The 19,997-nt window shown below is 72.3% G+C and carries 18 protein-coding genes and 1 pseudogene; 10 read left to right on the top strand and 9 right to left on the bottom strand.

What is annotated here, in order from left to right; genetic code table 11:
- The 6 genes from FH610_RS35450 to FH610_RS35475 are packed head-to-tail and all read left to right on the top strand — an operon-like array spanning position 1 to position 6,504.
- A complete protein-coding gene (locus FH610_RS35450; RefSeq protein ID WP_205826304.1) occupies positions 1-1,014 on the top strand; it encodes a substrate-binding domain-containing protein in 1,014 nt (337 codons plus the stop codon).
- Between the two features lie 48 nt (positions 1,015-1,062).
- Complete coding sequence (locus tag FH610_RS35455; protein WP_139579614.1) at positions 1,063-2,556, top strand: sugar ABC transporter ATP-binding protein; 1,494 nt, start codon at positions 1,063-1,065, stop codon at positions 2,554-2,556.
- Positions 2,557-2,564: 8 nt separating this feature from the next.
- Entirely contained in the window at positions 2,565-3,578 is a 1,014-nt protein-coding gene (locus FH610_RS35460; protein ID WP_139579615.1) for an ABC transporter permease, read from the top strand.
- Complete coding sequence (locus FH610_RS35465) at positions 3,575-4,642, top strand: zinc-dependent alcohol dehydrogenase family protein (RefSeq protein WP_205826305.1); 1,068 nt, start codon at positions 3,575-3,577, stop codon at positions 4,640-4,642. The genes FH610_RS35460 and FH610_RS35465 overlap by 4 nt, the downstream gene beginning before the upstream one ends.
- Complete coding sequence (locus FH610_RS35470) at positions 4,639-5,598, top strand: DUF4380 domain-containing protein (protein ID WP_139579616.1); 960 nt, start codon at positions 4,639-4,641, stop codon at positions 5,596-5,598. The genes FH610_RS35465 and FH610_RS35470 overlap by 4 nt, the downstream gene beginning before the upstream one ends.
- Positions 5,599-5,634: 36 nt before the next feature.
- A complete protein-coding gene (locus FH610_RS35475; protein ID WP_139579617.1) occupies positions 5,635-6,504 on the top strand; it encodes a DUF72 domain-containing protein in 870 nt (289 codons plus the stop codon).
- 1 nt (position 6,505) lies between these two features.
- On the opposite strand, the gene FH610_RS35480 is transcribed toward FH610_RS35475, so the two are convergent.
- The 4 genes from FH610_RS35480 to FH610_RS35495 are packed head-to-tail and all read right to left on the bottom strand — an operon-like array spanning position 6,506 to position 9,503.
- A complete protein-coding gene (locus FH610_RS35480) occupies positions 6,506-7,672 on the bottom strand; it encodes a methyltransferase (protein ID WP_205826306.1) in 1,167 nt (388 codons plus the stop codon).
- 25 nt (positions 7,673-7,697) lie between these two features.
- Positions 7,698-8,402 carry a DUF2812 domain-containing protein gene (locus FH610_RS35485; protein ID WP_205826307.1) on the bottom strand — a complete coding sequence of 235 codons (705 nt, stop codon included), beginning with the start codon at positions 8,400-8,402 and terminating at the stop codon, positions 7,698-7,700.
- Positions 8,399-8,737 carry a PadR family transcriptional regulator gene (locus FH610_RS35490; protein WP_139579680.1) on the bottom strand — a complete coding sequence of 113 codons (339 nt, stop codon included), beginning with the start codon at positions 8,735-8,737 and terminating at the stop codon, positions 8,399-8,401. The genes FH610_RS35485 and FH610_RS35490 overlap by 4 nt, the downstream gene beginning before the upstream one ends.
- 31 nt (positions 8,738-8,768) lie before the next feature.
- Positions 8,769-9,503 (bottom strand): CPBP family intramembrane glutamic endopeptidase, encoded by a 735-nt coding sequence (locus tag FH610_RS35495; protein WP_139579618.1) that lies wholly within the window; start codon positions 9,501-9,503, stop codon positions 8,769-8,771.
- A 249-nt stretch (positions 9,504-9,752) separates the two neighbouring features.
- Here FH610_RS35495 and thrS point away from each other — a divergent pair.
- Positions 9,753-11,003, top strand: a pseudogene (thrS, locus tag FH610_RS35500) (threonine--tRNA ligase); the annotation flags it as partial.
- 1 nt (position 11,004) lies between these two features.
- Here thrS and FH610_RS35505 read toward each other — a convergent pair.
- Positions 11,005-12,060, bottom strand: a complete 1,056-nt coding sequence (locus tag FH610_RS35505; protein ID WP_139579620.1) for an LCP family protein — start codon at positions 12,058-12,060, stop codon at positions 11,005-11,007.
- A 2-nt stretch (positions 12,061-12,062) separates the two neighbouring features.
- Positions 12,063-12,641, bottom strand: a complete 579-nt coding sequence (locus tag FH610_RS35510; RefSeq protein ID WP_240809393.1) for an RNA polymerase sigma factor — start codon at positions 12,639-12,641, stop codon at positions 12,063-12,065.
- Between the two features lie 303 nt (positions 12,642-12,944).
- Between FH610_RS35510 and FH610_RS35520 the strand changes: the two genes are divergently transcribed.
- The gene (locus FH610_RS35520) at positions 12,945-13,613 is read left to right on the top strand and encodes a class I SAM-dependent methyltransferase (RefSeq protein WP_205826308.1); all 669 of its coding nucleotides are present in this window, start codon (positions 12,945-12,947) and stop codon (positions 13,611-13,613) included.
- 65 nt (positions 13,614-13,678) lie between these two features.
- Here FH610_RS35520 and FH610_RS35525 read toward each other — a convergent pair whose 3' ends face one another.
- The 3 genes from FH610_RS35525 to FH610_RS35535 all read right to left on the bottom strand — a co-directional run bounded on the left by FH610_RS35525 (position 13,679) and on the right by FH610_RS35535 (position 17,748).
- Positions 13,679-14,938, bottom strand: a complete 1,260-nt coding sequence (locus FH610_RS35525) for an MFS transporter (protein WP_139579622.1) — start codon at positions 14,936-14,938, stop codon at positions 13,679-13,681.
- Between the two features lie 76 nt (positions 14,939-15,014).
- Positions 15,015-15,824, bottom strand: coding sequence for a glycerophosphodiester phosphodiesterase (locus FH610_RS35530; protein ID WP_139579623.1), 810 nt, complete (start codon positions 15,822-15,824; stop codon positions 15,015-15,017).
- A 160-nt stretch (positions 15,825-15,984) separates the two neighbouring features.
- Entirely contained in the window at positions 15,985-17,748 is a 1,764-nt protein-coding gene (locus FH610_RS35535; RefSeq protein WP_139579624.1) for an ABC transporter ATP-binding protein, read from the bottom strand.
- A gap of 258 nt (positions 17,749-18,006) precedes the next feature.
- On the opposite strand from FH610_RS35535, the gene FH610_RS35540 reads away from it, so the two are divergent.
- Entirely contained in the window at positions 18,007-19,551 is a 1,545-nt protein-coding gene (locus FH610_RS35540; RefSeq protein WP_139579625.1) for a PP2C family protein-serine/threonine phosphatase, read from the top strand.
- Positions 19,551-19,934: an STAS domain-containing protein gene (locus tag FH610_RS35545; RefSeq protein ID WP_139579626.1), complete on the top strand. Its 384-nt coding sequence runs from the start codon at positions 19,551-19,553 to the stop codon at positions 19,932-19,934. Before FH610_RS35540 ends, FH610_RS35545 begins: the two co-directional genes overlap by 1 nt.
- The last annotated feature ends 63 nt before the right edge of the window (positions 19,935-19,997 follow it).

The following is a 19,997-nucleotide window of genomic DNA, read 5'->3' on the forward strand; positions in this document are numbered from 1 at the left end:
GTGGCATCAGTACGACTCACGGTGATGCGGTGCATCGCCTTGCTGGCCGTCGGCGCCGTGCTCGCCGCCTGCGGTCAGTCCGCCGGGTCCGGCGGCGCCTCGGGCGCGAAGGAGCAGCTGCGCGTCGGGGTGATCTACCTGGACTCGCAGGGCTTCTACGCCGGCGTGAAGAAGGGCATCGAGACCGCCGCCGCCCAGGACTCGCAGCTCAAGCTGCTGGGCAACAACGCGCAGGGCGACGCGGCCAAGGAGTCCTCGTTCATGTCGACCCTGGTCGCCTCCAACGTGGACGCGATCATCACCTCGGCCGTCTCCGCCACGGCGTCCACCCCGGCGATCGCGGCGGCGAGCAAGGCCGGCATCCCGGTCGTCTGCTACAACACCTGCATCAACGACGCGGACGCCAAGAAGTACGTGTGGGGCTACGTCCTGTCCGACCCGTACGTCTTCGGCAAGAAGCTGGGTGAGCAGGCCGGTGAATACTTCACCTCCCAGAAGGTCGACAAGCCGAAGATCGCCATCCTGAACTGCGACTTCGTGGAGGTCTGCAAGGAGCGCAAGCGCGGCTTCAAGGACGGCCTGGCCGAGTCGGTGCCGGGCGCCCAGTACGTCGCCGACCAGGAGGGCGCGGTCGTCGACAAGGCCACCCCGGTCGCCGAGAACATCATCACCGCCAACCCCGAGCTCGACGCGTTCTACGCCGTGGCGGGCGGCGGCACCCTCGCCGGGATCAAGGCCGTCACCACGCGCTCCCGCGTGGGCAAGACCGTCGTCTTCGGCAGCGACATGACCGTCGACATCGCCAAGGCCCTGGTCGACGGCAGCATCCTCAAGGCCGAGATCGACGTCCCCGCGCAGACCGTGGGCAAGCTCGCGTACGAGGCCGCCCGCAAGGCGTCGAGCGGCGCCAAGAACGACTCGTTCGTCATCCCGGTCGAGCCGATCCTCTACACCGCCGACGACAAGGCCACCAACGAGAAGTGGCTGACCGAGCACGCCGACGGCATCCCGTAGACCGTCCAGGCGACTCGTCCCCCACCGAAGGCTCCCAGGAAGGCTCCCATGTCGAACACCGACGTCGTCGCGGAGGTGCGTGCGGGCACCAAGCGCTACCCCGGCGTCACCGCTCTCAGCGACGTCGACTTCGCGGTGCGGCGCGGCGAGGTCCGCGCGCTGCTGGGCAAGAACGGCGCCGGCAAGTCCACCCTGATCAAGGTCCTGTCCGGCGCCGAGCACCTCGACTCCGGTGAGGCGCTCGTACGCGGCAAGCCGCTGGCGGGCCTCGGCACGCGGGACGTCGCCGCCCTGGGCGTCGCGACCGTCTACCAGGAGCTGAGCCTGGTGCCGGAGATGACGGTCGCGGAGAACCTGTTCCTGGGCGCCTGGCCGCGCTCCCGCGGCGCGCTCGACCTGCGCAGGATGCGCGCCGACGCGAAGGAGGCGATGGCGCGCATCGGCGTGGACATCGACGTCGACAGCCCGGTCGGCGCGCTGGGCTCCGCCGGGCAGCAGCTCGTGGAGATCGCCCGCGCGGTCGGCCAGCGGCCCACCCTGCTCATCCTCGACGAGCCGACCAGCTCACTGGCCGCCGCCGAGGTCCGGCAGGTGATCGACGTCGTGAGGACCGTCGCGGAGCAGGGCGTGGCGGTCATCTACGTCAGCCACCGCATGGACGAGATCCGGCAGGTGGCCGACACCGCCACGGTCGTCCGCGACGGCAGGATCGTGGAGACGCTGCCGGTGCGCACGGCCTCGACCCACGAGATCGTGGCGATGATGCTCGGCACGGCGCCCGAGGCCGTGGCGGCCCGGGCCCGCCGCCCGAGCGCGGAGCCGCCGGTGCTGTCGGCGCGCGGCCTGGTCAGCGACCGGCTGAACGGCCTCGACATCGACGTGCGTCCCGGCGAGATCCTGGGCATCGCCGGGGTGCTCGGCTCGGGCCGCACCGAGACGCTGCGCGCCCTGGTGGGGCTCGACCGCCCGGCCTCCGGCGAGATCCGCCTGCGCGGCGAGGCCGTACGGCCCGGCGCGTTCGCCGCGATGCTCCGCAGGGGGCTCGGCATGACGCCGGAGAACCGGCGGCGCGAGGGGATCGTGCCGCTGATGGGCGTCGACGAGAACATCGTCATCAGCGACCTGCGCGGGGTGAGCAGGTCGGGCGTGCTGGACCGCCGGGCGATACGGCAGGCCGCCCGGGCGCTCATCGACCGCCTGGCCATCAAGACGGCCCGTCCGGGGACGCCGATCGGCACGCTCAGCGGCGGCAACCAGCAGAAGGCCGTGCTCGCCCGGTGGCTGCACGCGGGAAGCGACGTGCTGCTGCTCGACGAGCCCACCCGCGGCGTGGACGTGGAGGCCAAACGCCAGATCTACGACCAGATGCGCCTGCTGGCCGACGACGGGCGCGCGGTGGTCTTCGTGTCCAGCGAGGTGGAGGAGCTGGCCGACGTCTGCGATCGGATCGTCGTCCTGCGCGGCGGGCGTGCCGTGGCCGAGCTGAGCGGCGACGAGATCGAGCTCAACCGGGTCATGGCCCTGGCGATTGCCGAGGAGTGAGGGAGAACATGAGCACGACCACGCCCACGGGCCCGCCCGTGGCCAAGGCGGACGCCCGCGGCGGGCGGCTGGGACGCAACACGCAACGGCTGAACGAGATCGGGCTCATCGGGGCCATCGTGGTGCTGTTCGTGGTGCTCTCCGCGACGGCGCCGGGCTTCCTGTCCGTGACGAACCAGCTGGCCATCCTGCGCGACGCGGCGACGATCGGCGTCGTGGCGTGGGCGATGACCCTCGTCATCGTTGCCGGTGAGATCGACATCAGCATCGGCCCGGCCGTGGCTTTCTCCTCGGTCCTGCTGGCCAAGGCCACCGGGGAGTGGCACATCCCGTTCGCCCTCGCCGTGCTGGTCTGCCTCGCGGTGGGCCTGCTGCTCGGGGCCGGGGCCGGCTACCTGCGCGCCCGCTGGGGCATCCCGTCGTTCGTGGCCACGCTGGGCCTGTGGAGCGCCCTGCGCGGGCTGGCGCAGTACATGACCGACGGCCTGCCGGTTCCGCTGGAGGCCAACGGGCTCCTCGACGTCCTGGCCGGGAGCATCCTCGGCATCCCGACCCCGGCCATCGTCATGGCGGTGCTGTTCGTCGTGTTCCTCTTCGTCGCCAACCGCACGGCGTACGGGCGCTCGGTGTTCGCCGTCGGCGGCAACGCCGAGGCCGCCCGCCTCGCGGGGATCAATGTCTCCCGGATCCGGGTGATCCTGTTCGCGACCACCGGCCTGCTCGCCGCGGTCAGCGGCCTGCTGCTGGCCGCGCGCCTCGGGTCCGGCAACGGCGGCGCGTCGGTCGGTCTCGAGTTCGACGTGATCGCCGCGGTCGTGATCGGCGGCACCTCCCTCGCCGGCGGCAAGGGATCCCTGCTCGGCACCCTGCTGGGCGTCGCCTTCATCACCGTCATCGGCAACGGCCTCGTGCTGCTCGGGGTCAACGCCTTCTTCCAGGACGTGGTCCGCGGCGTCATCATCGTCGGCGCCGTATTGATCAACGTGTTGCTCTCCAAGCGGAACGGAGCCCGTGCCTCATGACCGCCATGAAAGGCGTCTTCCTGCCCGGCGACTTCACCGCCGTGCTCCGCGACGTCGAGGTGCCCACGCCCGGCCCCGGCCAGTTGCTCGTACGGGTGGGCGCGTCCGGCATCTGCGGCAGCGACCTGTCCTACATCTACCGGGGGCACAAGACCCACGTCGGTCAGGAAGGCGCGGCGTACAAGGGGGTCGTGGCCGGGCACGAGCCCAGCGGCCAGGTGGTGGAGACCGGCCCGGGCTGCCGGCGTTTCGGGGTGGGCGACCGCGTGATCGTCTACCACATCTCGGGCTGCGGGCGCTGCTCCAACTGCCGCCGCGGCCACATGATCAGCTGCTCCGATCCCGAGCGCAGGTCGGCGTACGGCTGGCAGCGCGACGGCGGGCACGCCGAGTACATCCTGGTCGAGGAGAGCACGGCCGTGCCGCTCCCGGACGAGCTGTCCTACGTGGACGGCGCCCTGATCGCGTGCGGGTTCGGCACGGCGTACGAGGGCCTGCTGCGCACCGGGGTCGGCGGGCGCGACGACCTGCTCGTGGTCGGCCTCGGGCCGGTCGGGCTGGCCGCCGCCATGATCGCACGCGGTCTCGGCGCGACCCGGGTGCTCGGCGTGGAGCGCTCGCCCGAGCGCGCCGCGCACGCCCGATCCCTCGGCCTGTTCGACGAGGTCCTGATCGCGGACGACGGGGTCGCCGAGGCCGTGGACGAGGCCACCGGGGGACGCGGCTGTTCGGTGACGATGGACTGCTCGGGCGCGGCCGCGGGCCGGAGCGTCGCGATCCGGGGCGCGGCCGAGTGGGGCCGCGTCTCCCTGGTGGGCGAGGGTGGCCGGCTGGAGACCGAGGTCTCCGACCTGCTGCTGCACCGCCAGCTCACCCTGTACGCCTCCTGGGTCACCTCGCTGCAGGCGATGGAGGAGCTGGCCTTCCGCCTCGTGCGGTGGGGCGCGAGCCCGCAGCGGCTGGTGACCGACGTGCTGCCGCTGGAGAAGGCCGACGAGGCGTACCGCCTGGCCGACTCGGGGCGGACCGGCAAGGTCTGCCTGGTCCCCTCTCTGGACCGATGACGAACCACGAGAACGAGCCGCTGGTCCGGCTCGCCGCGCCCTGGGGGGAGGCGGTCGTCCTGCCGCGACGCGGCGGGCGGATCATCTCGCTGCGCGCCGCGGGCCGGGAGTGGCTGTGGCGCAATCCCGAACTGCTCGACGCGTCGCTCGCGCTCACCCCCACCGCGCGGCGGCTGCCCGCCCCCACCGGCTTCGCGAGCTGGGCCAACTGGGGCGGAGACAAGACCTGGCCCGCCCCGCAGGGATGGTCGTCGGCGCAGGAGTGGGCGGGGCCGCCCGACCCCGTGCTCGACGCCGGCGCCTACACCGTGCTGGAGCGCGACGACCTGCGCGTACGGATGCGCAGCGGCGACGACCCGCGCACCGGGCTGGCCGTCACCCGAACGGTCACGATGCCGGCCGGCGAGGCCGTCCTCGTGGTCGACAGCGAGCTGGAGAACGTCACCGACCACCCGGTGCGGTGGGCGGCCTGGACGGTGACCCAGTTCGAGACCGAGTCGTTCCGCGACCATGACGATCCCCGGTGCGGGGTGTGGATCGGGCTGACCGGGCGGCACCGGGCACCGGTGACGTTGTTCGCCCCCGACGGCGCGCCGGTCCTGGAGTGGGTCTCCCCCTCGGCGGGCCGGGTGCCGGTGCGCGACGTGGTCGGCAAGATCGGCATCGGCGGCACGGCCGGATGGCTGGCGGTGGTGGCCCCCGGCGGGGCGACGCTGACGCAGCGGTTCGATGTGCGGCTGGGCGCGCCCTATCCCGACGAAGGCTCGGAGATCGCCATCTGGATGCAGTACCCCAAGGAGGAGGAGTTGGAGGGGCTGGAGGGCCTGCGCCCCACCGCCCGGCTGGTCGAGGCCGAGACCATGTCGCCCCTGACCTCGCTCGCGCCCGGCGAGGTGCTGCGCCACCGTGTCACGTGGTCCGTGACGGACGTGCCGCCGCCCGTCGCCGGGGAGTGAGCGGGGGAGTGATCCGAACCGGATAACGTCGGGGCCATGCGGCTTCATGTGGGATGCGCGATGTGGACGCACGCGCCGTGGCGGGGGCGTCTCCTGCCGCACCCGCTTCCGCCTGGGGAGCGGCTGCGGGCCTACGCGACCTGGTGCAACGCGGTCGAGGGCAACACGACGTTCTACGCGACGCCCTCGCGGAGCACGGTCGAGTCCTGGGCGGTGCAGACCGACCCCGGCTTCCGCTTCGTGGTCAAGCTGCCCAAGCCGATCACCCACGAGCGCCGACTGACCGGGGCCGACGACGACCTGCGGGCCTTCCTCGACGCGATCGAGCCGCTCGGCCCGCGCGCCCACGCGCTGTGGATCCAGCTTCCGGGCTCGTTCGGCCCGGCGGACGTCGGCGCGCTCGCGGCCTTCCTCGGACGTCTTCCCCGCGACCACCGCTACGCCGTCGAGGTCCGTCACCGCGCGTTCTTCGACGACCCCCGGGCCGCGCGGCTCCTGGAGCGGGTGCTGACCGGGGCCGGCGCCGAGTGGGTGCCGTTCGACACGACCGTGCTGTTCCGCAGCCCGCCGACCAGCGACGCCGAACGGGACGCCTGGTCGAAGAAGCCGCGCGTGCCGCTGCGCACCGCCGCCCTCACCGACCGCCCGATCGTCCGCTACATCGGCCGTGACGACCCGGAGCGTACGGCCGAGGGCTGGCGGCACTGGGTGGACGCGGTCGCCGGGTGGCTGCGTGAGGGCCGCTCGCCGACGGTGTTCGTCCACACCCCGGACAACGCCGACGCGCTGACACTCGCCCGCCGGTTCCACGACGACGTACGCGCCGAGGTGCCCGGCGTGGAGCCGCTGCCCGAGCCCATGTCATCGAACGGGCCGATGCCGGACGAGCCGCTGACCCTGTTCTGAGTCAGCGCTTCACGGCCCGCAGCACGACGAACTTCGGGTCGCTCGCGACGACCTCGCAGTCGCCGAAGAGCCGGCGCAGTTTCACGTGGTAGCCGAGGTGGCGGTTGCCCACCACCCACAACTCGCCGCCCCGCCGCAGCGCGGCACGCGAGCCGTTGAACATGCGCCAGGCGGTCGCGTCGGTCCTGCCCCGGTGGGTGTGGAACGGCGGGTTGTTCAGCACCAGGTCGGCCGTGCCCGGCGGGAAGCCGGAAAGGCCGTCGGCCGCCACGAACCGGGCGGCGGCGTCCGCCCCGGTGTTCGCCCGGAAGGTGGCCTCCGCCGAGGCCAGCGCCTGGTAGGACTCGTCGATGAACGTCACCTCGGCCTCGCCGTTGGACAGCGCCGCGGCGAGCCCGACCACCCCGTTGCCGCAGCCGAGGTCGACCACGTGCTCCGGCCCCGTACGCGCGGGCAGGCTGCGCAGCAGGAGGCGAGTGCCGGCGTCGAGGCGCTCGGCGGAGAAGACGCCGGCGTGGTCGACGACGGTCAGGCCGGAGACCACCCCGACGCCGGCGGGCAACGCGTAGCTCCGCGGCCAGGGATCGGCTCCTCGCGCCGGCGCGGGGCCGGGCGAGCAGAAGATCAGCCGCGCCTTCCTGACCGCCAGCGAGGTCCGGGTCGGCCCGAGGACACGCTCGAACAGCTTCAGCGTCGAGGTGTGGATCTCGGTGACCATCCCCGCACCGACGACCACCGTGCCCTCGTGCACGTGGGGGGCGAGGCGGTGCAACTGGTCCTCCAGGAGGGCGAGGCTCTTGGGCACCCGCACCAGCAGCACGTCGATCCGGTCCGGCGGCGCGTCCCTGGTCGTGCGCAGCCGTACGGCGTCCGCGTCGAGGCCGTTGCGCTCGAGGTTGGCGCGGGTGGCCTGCTGACCGAGGAAGGAGTCGCTGATCTGGACCGGCCGGTTGATCGGGTGGTGCGCGGCGAGCGCGGTGACGAGGGCGCCCCACCGGTCGCCCAGCACGACCAGGCTCCCCGACAGGTCCACCGGCCCGCCCTCGCGCTCGTCGAGGTGCCGCAGCAGGTATTCGTCGGCCGCGTCCCACGCGCGGAGCGGGTCGCGGGGGTCCTCGGGGAAGCGGGCGAGGTCGAAATCCCCCCGCGCCGTCGTCATACGGTCCATCGCCGCTCAGGCTAGTGCCCCGGCATTAGTGCCGGCGGCGGGCCGTCCACAGCCACATCGCCGCCAGGGCGGCGATCGCGACGCAGCCTCCGACCGCCATGCCGGCGAGGAAGCCCGGCCCGTCGCCGTCCGACGGCCCCCACAGGATCCCGGGCACGACCAGGGCGAGCAGGGTCACGGCCAGCACGAGGTAGAACCGCCGGCTGAAGAAGACGTTGCGGCCGGGGGCCGCGGGCGGGGAGTCGAGCTGCGCGGCCGGTCCCACGCTGGCGGCCCTGGGCCGCTTGAAGTAGCGCCAGTACATCCAGGTGCCGCAGGGCTCCCAGCCCTCGGGCGCCAGCCGCGCGGCCAGCGCGGTACCGCCGATCGACGGTTCCCTGCGGTACTCCCACCGTTGCGGCCGTTCCGGATCGCGGTGGCTGACGAACCTGCCGAGGTGGTCGACGCGGTCGATCTCCCAGCCCTGGTCGCCGAGCCGGGCCAGCATCCGGCGGTCGGTGAAGATGTCGGCGGTCCACCGCCACTCGGTGGCGTCCGCCGCGTCGGCCTCGGGCGCCCGCGCCGCCAGCAGCTGCCCGGCGAAGTCGCCGACAGGACCGAACTCCTCCTCCGGGTCGGCGCCGGTCTCGGCGACGTACGCGGCGAGGTCGGCGACGGTGGCCTCGATCTGCGCCGCGGGCACGCCGCCCGCGCGCAACAGGGCCTCCAGCTCGTCGAGGTAGGTGCTCACTGCAATCCTCCCGAGGCCAGCACCGTGCGTACGGACTCGTCGAACGCCAGCCACAGGCGGCCCTGCTCGGCCAGCGTCTGCCGGCCCTGCTCGGTCAGCCGGTAGTAGCGCCGGCCGGGGCCCCGCTCGGTCACCCGGAACTCGGCCGACACCAGACCCGCCTCCTCCAGCCGGTTGAGCACGGGATAGAGCGTGCCGCCCCGAATCTGGCCGAGCCCCGAGCCGGCGAGCAACTTGGCGATCTCGTAGCCGTAGTTCTCGCCCTCCGTCAGGCTGGCCAGCACCAGCAGGTCGAGGACGCCCTTGAGCCAGCTCGCGCGGCGGTCGGTCGCCATGTGCTTCATCCTCGCACGGTAGGAGTACTACCTAGCCCGCTTGACCGACCACCTTGCGGTCGGGCGCGGGCATGCACACGAGGCCCCGGACGTCGATCAGGACGTGCACCAGGATCGGCAGCAGCAGGCTGCCGGTGGACAGGTACACGTTGGTGAGCCAGAAGCCGAGGAGGGCCACCACGACCATGCCCTTCCAACCCTGGTAGAAGTGGCCCGCCACGAAGACCACCAGGGCGAGGGCGGCGGCCGCGGTGGTGCTCAGGCCCAGGACACCGACGCCGAACGCGATGAGCAGGCCACGGTAGACGATCTCCTCGCAGACGCCCGCGGTGATCGCCATGGCGAGGCCGTGCCGCCGCTCGCCGGCGGTGCGCGGCATCAGTTCTGCGTAGGCCGCCTGACCCGGTGCGGCACGGCCCGAGCGGGAGAGGCGGCGGAGCAGCAACGTGCCGATCACGATGGCGCTGGTCATACCGACGACCGCCGGGGCGACCCGGCCGAGGTGGCCCGGCATCGCGAAGCCCAGATCCGCCGGGTCGAGCCCCGGCGACAGCACCAGGATCAGCGCCGTCACGGCGAGCCAGATCCACTCCTCCGCCATCCACAGCCGGTACGCGTGCACCAGCGCCCGGGGGTCGTGGGCGCGGCGTCGTGCCAGCCGGTCGTACTGACGCCTGCCCAGCCAGGGAGCGGCGAAGGCCAGATAGGCCGTCAGCGCGACCGTCAGGAGCAGACCCGGGGTCGAGAAGCTCGCAGAGATGCTCATGGATTGCCGCCCTTCTTACCTGTGTTGACGACTTAGACGATAAAGCGAGCTAGTTAGGATCGCAATCTAGTAGCTAACACTGCCTACGAAACCGGCTCGAAGACGATCAGCGGCTGTGCTAGCGTTCGCGGCATGATGCGCGCCTGCCTGACGACGACGCCGGAGACCGTCCCGGCGCGCTGACACGTACCTTCATCGAAGCCCCGGGGCGAGTGGCCCCGGGGCTTCGTCGTCCGGTCGCTCGCCTCGCCGCAGACGAAACGCGAGGAGACCGCGATGCATGACCACCGCAAGCTGGGCCGGGAGCTCGGCCTGTTCGACACCGACCCGCTGATCGGCTCTGGACTGCCCTACTGGCTGCCCGACGGCGCCGTCATCCGGCACACCCTTGAGGAGTACATCCGCGACGCCGAACGGCGGGCGGGCTACCGGCACGTGTACTCCCCCGTGCTGGGCAAACGGGAGCTCTACGAGATCTCGGGGCACTGGTCGCACTACAGCGACGACATGTTCCCGCCGATGGACCTCGGGGGAGAGCAGGTCGTGCTGCGGCCGAGCCTGTGCCCCCACCACGCGTTGATCTACCGCTCGCGCTCGCACAGCTATCGTGAGCTGCCGCTGCGCGTCGCCGAACTGGGCGGCATGTACCGCTCCGAGCTGTCGGGCGTGCTCGGCGGGCTCACCCGCGTGCGGGCGATCCAGCTCAACGACGCGCACATCTTCTGCACCCTCGACCAGGTCGCCGCCGAGGCGTCCGCGGCCCTGGAGATGATCCGGCGTGCGTACGCCGTGCTCGGCATCCGCCCGGTCCGCTACCGGCTGTCCCTGCCGGGGGCCGGCGGGAAGTACGTCGCCGCCCCCGAGATGTGGCGGCGGGCGACCGCCATGCTGACCGACGTCCTCGACCGCTCCGGCCTGGCGTACGAGGCCGTCGAGGGCGAGGCGGCGTTCTACGGCCCGAAGATCGACGTGCAGATCGCCGACGGCGCCGGGCGTGAGGCCACCCTGTCCACCGTGCAGGTCGACTTCCACCAGCCCGAACAGTTCGACCTGCACTACGTCGGCCCGGACGGCGCCAGGCACCGGCCGGTCATGGTCCACCGCAGCATCATCGGCAGCGTGGAGCGGGCCGTGGCGCACCTCATCGAGGTGTACGGCGGCGCCTTTCCCGCCTGGCTCGCCCCCACCCAGGTGGTGGTCCTGCCGGTGACCGAGGCCGCGCTGCCCCCGGCCGATGCGCTCGTACGGCGCTGCGCCGAGCTGGGCCTGCGGGCGGAGGTCTCCGGGCCCGAGCACGGCAGCCTGGGCGCCCGCGTCCGGGCCGCCCGGCTGGCGCCCTACCAGGCGGTTATCGGCGCGAAGGAGGCCGGGGGCGACGAGGTCGCGCTGCGCCTGCGCGACGGCCGCGCCCTGGACGCGATGCCCGCCGCCGAGGCGCTGGCCCGCATCGGCGGTCTCGTCGAGGCCCGCGCCGCCGCCCTGTGGGAGCCCGTGTCGTGACTCACATCGCGGCGAGTCGTTCGAACAGGCGGGCGGCGTCCGGCTGCTGCCATTCGATCCGGTTCGGATCCTTGACCGAGGGCCGCCAGGGCACGGTCAGGGCCGTGACCCGGGTGCCGGCCCGCTGCACGTCCCGTGCCAGACCGAGCATGGTGTCGAGGTCGAGCCCCGCGTCGGTGGTGACGGACGTCGCGGCCACGCGGACGAAGGAGGCCATAGCGGCGGGGTCGTCGAGACGCGAGACCTTCTTCAGCATCGCCTGCATCAGGGCCGTGTTCCGCTTGATGCGCGCGGTGTCGGAGCCGTCGCCCACGTATCGCAGGCGCGTGTACGCCACCGCGGTCCTCCCGTCCACCACCGAGCGGCCTGCCGGCAGCTTCAGTTTCGACTTCGGGTCGTTCACCGCGTGGGGGAGGGTGACCTCGACGCCGCCGAGCGCGTCGACCAGCTTCTCCAATCCGTCGTAGCGGATGGCGACGGCGTGGTCGACGCGCACGCCCGTGGTGGTCTCCACCGTCTTCCAGGCGCAGGTCAGGCCGCCGATCGCGTACGCCTGGTTGATCATGTCCTGATGCGCGGCGACGGTGCGGCCGTCGGCTGACCGGCACTGCGGGATCCGGACCATGGAGTCGCGGGGCAGGCTGACGGCCGTCGCCCGCTTGCGGTCGGCGGACAGCCGCAGGAGGACCATGAGGTCGCTGCGCTCGCCCAGGTCGCCGACGTGCGCGGACGTCGGGCGCCGGTCGGAGCCGAGGAGCAGCACGGTCAGGGCCCCGCCCTTCTTGGGCGGACGGTCCCCCGTGGGCGGCGCCACGGTGTGCGCGCCGGTGGTCCCGCGCAGCAGCACGGTCGGCACCACGACCAGCGCGGCGGTGACCACCGCGACCGCCGCCAGGGCGATCCAGCCCGCCCGCCAGCCGCCGGCCCATGGCGTCAGGCGCCGGCGGCGCCCGCCCGCCGCCTCGTCGAGCAGGCGGCGTCGCTGGCGGGCGAGACCGGCCGGAGGCTCGTGCTCGAGGCCGCGGCCGAGATCGCGGAGCATCGTGAGGTCGTCCATGGCTACTCCTCGTCCCGCAGTGGATTGGTGTGGCCGAGCGCCTCGCGCACCTTGCGACGGGCCCGGTTCAGGCGTGAGCGGACGGTGCCCACGGGGATGCCGAGGGCCTGCGCCACCTCGTCGTACGGCAGGCCGGCCCAGGCGATGAGCAACAGGACGTCGCGGTCGCCCTTCGACAGGCGCGCGAGCGCGGCGGCCAGCAGCGGGCGGACGGCCGTCGCGCGCACGCCGTCCTCGACCCGTTCGGCGGGGGACTCCGCGACGTCGTCCAACGGGCTGCGGGTGAGCGCCCGATAGCGGGCGGCCTCGTCTCGATGGTGCCGGGAGACGAGCTTGCTGACGATGCCGAACAGCCAGGGACGGGCGTCGGGGCGGGTCAGGTCGTAACGGTCCCGGCGGCGGAAGGCGACCAGGAACGTCTCGCCCACCAGGTCCTCGGCGACCTCGGGACCGAGGCGGCGGGACACGTAGCGGTAGAGCATCGCCGCGTAGCGGTCGAACAGCGCCGCGAACGCCTCGGGCCGCGCCCTGGACTCGGCGATCAGGTCCGAGTCGAGGCGTGGGGTGGCAAGGGGGATCATCAACGACACCATGGCATCGAGCCGGCCTAACCTTCGGGGATCTGACAGCCATGTCTCGCCACTTGTCGCGCTCCGGGTTCACGGTATGGACGGACGATACTCGCGCACGTATAGTCGCTTACGAGTATCAGGATGGGGTGAACACGATGGCCGGACGGCGGAAGGTGGCGACCTTCTGGGCCAGGCCGTGCTCGCGACCGTCATCGAGCGGCCGATGCACCCCTGCGAGATGGCCGCGCTGATCCGCGACCGCGGCAAGGAGGAGCCGGCCCGGACACGCATGATCCGGAACCGGAGGAGACCGTGAAGAAGATCTCGCAGAGGCAGGCGCCCGGCATGGAGGGCGCGATGGCCCGGTGGTACGCGCGACAGCGCGCCTCGGCGCCCCAGATCGCCGCCGTACGGCGGTACGCGGCGCAGGTCACCGCGGGCCTGCCGGACGGGGCGGCCGTCCTGGAGGTGGCCCCCGGGCCCGGTTACCTGGCCGTCGAGATGGCCCGGCTCGGCTGTGCGGTGACCGCGATCGACCTCAGCCGTACGTTCGTGGAGATCACCGCGGAGAACGCCGCCCGGGCGGGGGTGCGCGTCGACGTGCGGCAGGGCGACGCCGCCGGCCTCCCCTATCCCGACGGCTCGTTCGACCTGATCGTCTGTCAGGCCGCGTTCAAGAACTTCGGGCGGCCCGTCCGCGTGCTGAACGAGATGCACCGGGTGCTGCGTACCGGCGGCACGGCGGTGATCAACGACATGAGCCGGGAGGCGTCCCGGGTCGCCATCGACGAGGAGGTCAGGGGGATGGGGCTCACGCCGCTGAACTCCCTGTTGACCAAGATGCCGCTGCTGGCGCTGCGCCACCGCGCCTACTCCCGGGCCCTGTTCGCCCGCCTCGCCGCCGAGAGCGCGTTCGGGACCTGCGAGATCCGCACGGAGGGGATCAGCGTCGAGGTCCGGCTGACCAAGTCGGCCCGGTAGGTGTCCGCGAGCCCGGGGTGCGGCGTTCCGGCCCACCCCGGGCTCTGATCAGACGCACGTGGCCGTCACAGCGACGCGGCGGGCATGCCTGCGGGCTCCTCGTCGACGACCCGCAGCCGGCGTACGCCGGGGGCCAGCAGCGCGGCCAGCGTGACCAGGATGATGATCGCCCCGCAGACGACCAGCGCGGGCCGCGGCCCCACCGCGATGGCCACCGGCCCGGCCAGCAGCAGGCCGAGCGGCCCGAACATCAGGGACCCGAGCGCGTCGTAGGAGCTCACCCGTGACAGCGACTCGGCCGGGATCTCCCGCTGCATGGTGGTCTGCCACAGCACGCCGAAGATGTCGAAGCACACTCCCATCACGAACGCCCCGCCCACGACCGTCCACAGCGGCGCGCTCAGGCCGAGCAGCACGTACGGTGCGGCGGTGGGCAGCGTGAGGAGCGTCGCGACCAGGATGGGCCGCCGGGGGCGCAGGCGCAGCGTGACGACGACCCCCACGATCATGCCGACGGCCTCGCCCGCGAGGACGGCCGACCAGGCGGGCGCCCCGCCCAGCGACTGCTTGGCGACCAGCGGTCCGAGCACGCCGTGGGCGGCCTGCAACGCCATGACCAGGACCGAGAACTGGGCGACGACCACCCACAGCCACTGCCGTGAGACGAACTCGCGCCAGCCGTCCCGCAGTTCGGCCAGCACCGAGTGCCCGCCGCCGGCCGCGCGCTCGCCGGGCGTGAGGCGCAGCAGCGCGATCAGCACGGCGGCCACGGCGAACATCGCCCCGCTGGCCGTCAGGGCCCACCCGCCTCCCAGCAGGACCACGGCCGCGCCGCTCAGCACGAGGCCGGCGACGCGGGAGATGTTCTGTCCCAGCCCCAGCAGCGCGTTCGCGGTCTGCAGCCGGTCGGCGGGCACCACGTCCGGGATGATTCCGGTGAGGGCGGGGAACAGGACCGCGGCGGCGACGCCGCTCACCGCGCTCGCGGTCACGAGGGCGGGCAGCGGTGTCCAGCCGGTGAGCATCATCGCGGCCAGGCAGAAGTACGCCGCCGCGTTGAGCGACTCCCCCGCCATCATGACCCGGTGACGCGGCAGCCGGTCGGCGATCACTCCACCCACGAGCATGAACAGCACCATCGGCAGCGCCTCGGCGGTGAGCACGGCGGACAGCGTCGTGGCGGTCGCGCCCGGGAGGCCGAGCACGCCGAAGGCGAGGGCCACCGGCGCGAAGGCGGTGCCGAGTACGGAGATCGTCCGGGCCGCCAGCAGCAGGGCGAACCGCCGATCCCTGAGCAGGCCGAGATCACGGCGGAGGCCAGGCATGAGAACGACTCCGGAGAACGCGGAACACGGGGAAGGGGTGACATCCATCGTGCCGCCCTCACCCGCGCCCGTCACCTCATTTACCGGGGCCGGCGGAATAGCGGTGGCACCTGCCGTCGAGCCAGGCGCGGTAGTCCGCGGTGTGGCTGGTCATCACGCTGGTGGGTGCCCGGTCGAACACGGCCTGCCACCGCGGCACGTTGAGCTGCCAAGGGGGCGGTGGCTCGTCCCATTTGACGCCGTCGGCCCACTTCGCCGCCGAACCTCGCAGATGTTCCGGCAGCCGGTCGGCGAGCCCCGCCTCGATCCACTCGTCGTGGGAGTAGACGAGGATCGGTTGCTCGTCCTGCCGCTCGACGATGGGATCGATGATTTCCCGCCACGCGGCGGCGCCGTACTCCGGGTCGGCCAGGACGGGCTCGGCGGAAGTCTTGATCTCCAGCAGCGCGATCAGCCCCCGGGCGCGGACGTGGTCGAGCCACTCCCGCAGCGTCGGCACGCGCTCACCCGCGTACGGCCCGCGGGCGACGCGGCGGTCGCGCACGTCGCCGGGCCCGTCCGCCCACCCGATCTCGCGGATCTCCTGCCGTGGACCGGTGAGCCCGTTGGTCGTCCTGTTGTGCCACATGACGGCCTTCGTGCCCTGCCGCGTGAGCTGGACGTCGGCCTCGACGCCGTCGGCGCCCCACGAAGCCTGGTCGTCGACCGCCCGCAGCACGTTGGGCTGGCGGATCATGTCCTTGGCCTTGGCCCCGGCGCTCTTCGGGTAGCCGCCGTGGCCGATCACCAGCGGACACGGCGGCAGCTCCGCCGCGGGCGCGGGTGCGGGCGTGGCGAGCAGCGCGACCACGAGGGGCAGCGCGATTCCCGCCGATGCCCTGGTCATCGCCCGTCCTCCCCAACCGGCCGGCACAGATCGGCCAGCCCAGATCGACCGGCACAGATCGACCGGCACAGATCGACCAGCGCATTGTGCGCGGCCGTCCGGGGAGCGTGCGGCCTGTGCCGCGCCGGCGGACCCTTTCTTGACGACAAGGGGGATCGTTTCAGGCGAGCTGGGCGGCCTGGAGCCCGGAGTAGACGCCCGGCCTGCGGCTCAGCTCGTCGTGGGTGCCCACCTCGGCGATCCGGCCGTCCCGCATCACGGCGATGCGGTCGGCCGTACGGATGGTGGACAGGCGGTGGGCGACGACGAAGACCGTGCGGCCCGCGACCAGGCGGGCGAGCGCCTGCCGGATCAGCGCCTCCGACGCGGTGTCGAGCGCCGAGGTCGCCTCGTCGAGGATCAGCACCCGCGGGTCGCGGACGAGCGCGCGGGCGATGGCGAGCCGCTGCCTCTGGCCGCCGGACAGCCGCGCGCCGCGCTCGCCCACGATCGTGTCGAGTCCGTGCGGCAGCCGGTCGATGAACTCCAGGGCGTTCGCGTCGCGCAGGGCGGCCCGCAGGGTCTCCTCCGGCACGTCCCGCACGCCGTAGGTGACGTTGTCGCGGATGCTCCCCTCGAACAGGATCGACTCCTGGGGCACCACGGACAGGAACCGCCGGTAGGTCCGCAGGTCGAGCTCCTCCATGTCCCTGCCGTCCAGCAGGATGCGGCCCGAGGTGGGGCGCAGGAAGCCGATCACGAGGTTGAGCACGGTCGACTTGCCCGCTCCCGAGGCCCCGACCAGGGCGATGGTCTCTCCGGGGGACACGGTGAGGCTGAAGTCGTCCACCGCGGGCCGGTCCGCATCGTAGGCGAGCGACACCGACTGGAACTCGAACTCGCCGCGGACCGCCGTCACCTCGGCCTTGCCGTCGTTGTTCTCCAGGTCGGGCGCCTCGAGCACCTCGCCGATCGAGCGTACGGACTCCAGGCCCGTGCTGATCACGGGCGTCAGGCTCATCAGCGTGGTGACCGAGGTGGTGAGCGTGGTGAAGAACGTGCTGAGCATCACCACGTCGCCGGCCGTGATCGGCATCACCTGGTAGTAGGAGATCAGCGCGGAGCCGGCCAGGAAGCCCGCGGCGAGCACGTTCAGCGTGATCCAGGCCATCGCGCCGAACCGGCCGTTGAGCAGGTCGAGTCGCAGGCCGGTGCGCAGGACACGGGTGAGCGTGCCGTCCATGCGGTGCAGCGCGTCCTGTTCCAGGCCGTGGGCGCGGGTGATGGGGATCAGGTGCGTCATCTCGGTCACGCGCGCCGACAGCCGCTCGACCTCCTGCCGGAAGCTCTCGTTGTCGGCCCGCAGCCGGTTGCGCATCCGCATGACCAGGACCGCGGCGGCCGGGACGACGAGCAGGAAGACCGGCAGCGCGGCCGGCACCCGGAAGGCGATCACCGCGAGACCGCCCATGAGCATGGTCACCGCCGCCAGGCCGCTGTCGGCCGTCTGCTGCACCATCTGCTCGACGCTCTCGACGTCCCTGACGACCTTGGTCTGCAGCACCCCGGCGCTCACGCGGGAGTGGTAGCCGATCGACAGGTGCTGCATCCTGCGGCACAGCGCCGACCGCAGCCCGGTGCCCACCTGGCGGATCGCGCCGTGCAGGCACCGTACGTACAGCAGGTGGCCGGGGAGGTTCAGCAGGAGCAGGACGAGCAGCACGGCCGTCGACGTCAGCAGGTCGGCGACGGGCGCGTGCCGGACGAGCGCGTCGATGACGTTCGCGGTGACCAGCGGGAGGAGCCAGGTCGGGCTGTGCTTGACCGTGAAGGCCACGACGGCGAGGACGAGGCGGGGCCGGTGCTCCCGGAAGAGGTAGGCCAGCGTGCGGAGCGGGTGCTCGCCCCGGTATCGGTGGTCCAGAGCGTTGTGCGGAAGCACCATCCCGACAATCCCCCTACCGAGACCGAGAAGGGTAAAAAGTTCTTAAAAGATCATAAGAGCTGACATGGGAGCGTGCCCAGGGACAGAGGGAAGGCGTGGGGAGAGCGAGAGCATCCCGTGCCTATCTTGAAGGGCTGAGGGTAACCTCATCGGGAAGGCAAGAGCGATCCTCCCGAAAGTCCGCTCTTGTGGATGCCTTGCGGAAGGTGGCCGGCGGATTCAATGAGTGGAGGTGATCGCATCCTGCGGCTTACTCCTGTGAGCGGCCCCTCTCTCGACGCGGGCGAATCGTCCCCCGAAGCGGCGGCCGGGCTGGTGCAGGCCATGCTCGATGCGATCGCGATCCAGGGCGTCTGGCTGGTGCCCATCCGCGACCAGGCCGGTGCGATCCGCGACTTCGAGGTGTGCGCGGCCAGTCCCGAGGCCAGGGACATCCATGACAGGACCGGCAAGGAGCTCGTCGGCCTGCGCACGCTCAAGGCGTATTCGGGCCTCGCCGGCTCCCCTCTGTGGGACGCCTACCTCCGCGTCATGGAGACCGGGGAACCCGAGGACGTCGATCCCTACGTGCACCGGGAAGACGGGGGCGGCGTGCCTCAGCTGGCGACCTACGGTGTCCGCCTCGCCCGGCTGCAGGGCGGCCTCCTCGTCTCCTGGGTGCGCCACGACAGGGAGGAGCGCCTGTCGGCCCGGCTGCTCCACACCGAGCGCCTGGGCCACCTCGGATGGGGACACTGGAGCCTGATCACCGGCGAGGCCGAGTGGTCCGACCAGCTCTACGTCATCCATGGGCGCGACCCGGCAGAGGGACCGTTCGCGCTGGAGTACTACCGCGAGATCGCCCATCCCGACGACGTCCCGGTCGTCGAGCAGGCGCTCACGACGCTGAGCGGCAGCGGCGGGCCGCACGAGTTCGACATCCGCATCCGCGTCGGTGACGAATACCGGCACATCAGGGTGACGGCCGAGGTCAGCCGGGACGCGGACGGGCGGCCCGTCGAGATCCACGGCGTCGTGCAGGACGTGACCGACTGGCGCAGGACCGCGGACGAGCTCGCCGAGGTCACCCAGCGGCTGGAGGAGGAGTCGCAGCTCACCGCGCGGCTGCAGAGCATCATCCTGCCGATGCAGGACTCGGTGCCCGGGCTGCAGCTCGGCGTGCGCTACTTCCCGGCCGAGACGGCGCCGCTGGGCGGCGACTGGTACCAGGCCATCCACCTCGACCACGGGGAGACGCTGCTGGCCGTGGGCGACGTCGCGGGGCACGGCCTGGCCGCCGCCTCCGCGATGGCGAAGCTGCGGCATGCGATCACCGGGCTGGCCTTCGCCGACCACGACCCGGCGCAGATCCTCGTGGCGCTCAACCGGCTGCTGCGGCGGATGCGGCCCGACGTGCTGGCGACGTCGGTCGTGGCACGCTACCGGACCAAGGACCGCACGCTGCGGTGGACTCACGCGGGCCACCCGCCGATGCTGCTGGTCCGCGGCACCAAGGTCCACCGGCTGCTGCACCCCGGCGTGCTGCTCGGCGTCTTCGAGGACGTGACCTACAGCTGCGCCGAGATCCGGCTTGAGCCGGACGATCTGCTCCTCATGTTCACCGACGGTCTCATCGAACGCCCGGGCCGGGATCTGTTCGAGGGCCTTGACATCCTCAGCGACGCGATCGCCGAGACAGTGCCGAAGGTGCCACCGCAGGACCGCGTGGCGGCGGTGATGGAGGCACTGGCCCCGAGCAACACCGGCGACGACACCTGCATTCTGGTCGCGCGCATCCTGCCGAACTCCACGGAAGTGTCCTGATGTCTGATCTGCGCAACATCTCGACCGCCGAGACCACGTTCGCCGCCGAGAGCAGCGGAGGTCTCGGATTGCTGACGGTGCGGGGGACGCTCGACTTCACCACCCACGAGGCGGCCACGGACTTCTTCGACAAGGCCTTCGCCCAGTTCGGGCCGCACCTCGTGGTGAACCTGCTCGAACTGGGCTTCCTCGACTCCAGGGCGACGGGCCTGCTGGTCAACTGCTGGAAGCGCGCGCTGGACGAGGGAGGCTGGCTGGCCCTCGTCGCGGTCGAGCAGGGCGCGGCCCGCGCGTTGTGGATCACCGGGCTGGCGTCGCACGTCCCGGTCTTCCCCACCGTCGCGGACGCCCTCTCCGCCGCGCCCTCTCCCGACGCCGAATAGCCCGCGGGGCGTCGTCCCGAGACCGTCACCTGGCGTCCAACTCCTCCTCACATGCCCGCCACG

This window comes from Microbispora catharanthi, assembly GCF_006334915.2.
GTDB classification, from domain to species: domain Bacteria; phylum Actinomycetota; class Actinomycetes; order Streptosporangiales; family Streptosporangiaceae; genus Microbispora; species Microbispora catharanthi.

Bases quoted from the DNA above. Each gene is read 5' to 3' on its own strand.
- FH610_RS35455 (WP_139579614.1), top strand. From the start codon at position 1,063: ATGTCGAACACCGACGTCGTCGCGGAGGTGCGTGCGGGCACCAAGCGC.
- FH610_RS35460 (WP_139579615.1), top strand. From the start codon at position 2,565: ATGAGCACGACCACGCCCACGGGCCCGCCCGTGGCCAAGGCGGACGCC.
- FH610_RS35465 (WP_205826305.1), top strand. From the start codon at position 3,575: ATGACCGCCATGAAAGGCGTCTTCCTGCCCGGCGACTTCACCGCCGTG.
- FH610_RS35470 (WP_139579616.1), top strand. From the start codon at position 4,639: ATGACGAACCACGAGAACGAGCCGCTGGTCCGGCTCGCCGCGCCCTGG.
- FH610_RS35475 (WP_139579617.1), top strand. From the start codon at position 5,635: ATGCGGCTTCATGTGGGATGCGCGATGTGGACGCACGCGCCGTGGCGG.
- FH610_RS35480 (WP_205826306.1), bottom strand. From the start codon at position 7,672: ATGGACCGTATGACGACGGCGCGGGGGGATTTCGACCTCGCCCGCTTC.
- FH610_RS35490 (WP_139579680.1), bottom strand. From the start codon at position 8,737: ATGGCGACCGACCGCCGCGCGAGCTGGCTCAAGGGCGTCCTCGACCTG.
- FH610_RS35495 (WP_139579618.1), bottom strand. From the start codon at position 9,503: ATGAGCATCTCTGCGAGCTTCTCGACCCCGGGTCTGCTCCTGACGGTC.
- FH610_RS35505 (WP_139579620.1), bottom strand. From the start codon at position 12,060: ATGGACGACCTCACGATGCTCCGCGATCTCGGCCGCGGCCTCGAGCAC.
- FH610_RS35510 (WP_240809393.1), bottom strand. From the start codon at position 12,641: ATGATCCCCCTTGCCACCCCACGCCTCGACTCGGACCTGATCGCCGAG.
- FH610_RS35525 (WP_139579622.1), bottom strand. From the start codon at position 14,938: ATGCCTGGCCTCCGCCGTGATCTCGGCCTGCTCAGGGATCGGCGGTTC.
- FH610_RS35530 (WP_139579623.1), bottom strand. From the start codon at position 15,824: ATGACCAGGGCATCGGCGGGAATCGCGCTGCCCCTCGTGGTCGCGCTG.
- FH610_RS35535 (WP_139579624.1), bottom strand. From the start codon at position 17,748: ATGGTGCTTCCGCACAACGCTCTGGACCACCGATACCGGGGCGAGCAC.
- FH610_RS35545 (WP_139579626.1), top strand. From the start codon at position 19,551: ATGTCTGATCTGCGCAACATCTCGACCGCCGAGACCACGTTCGCCGCC.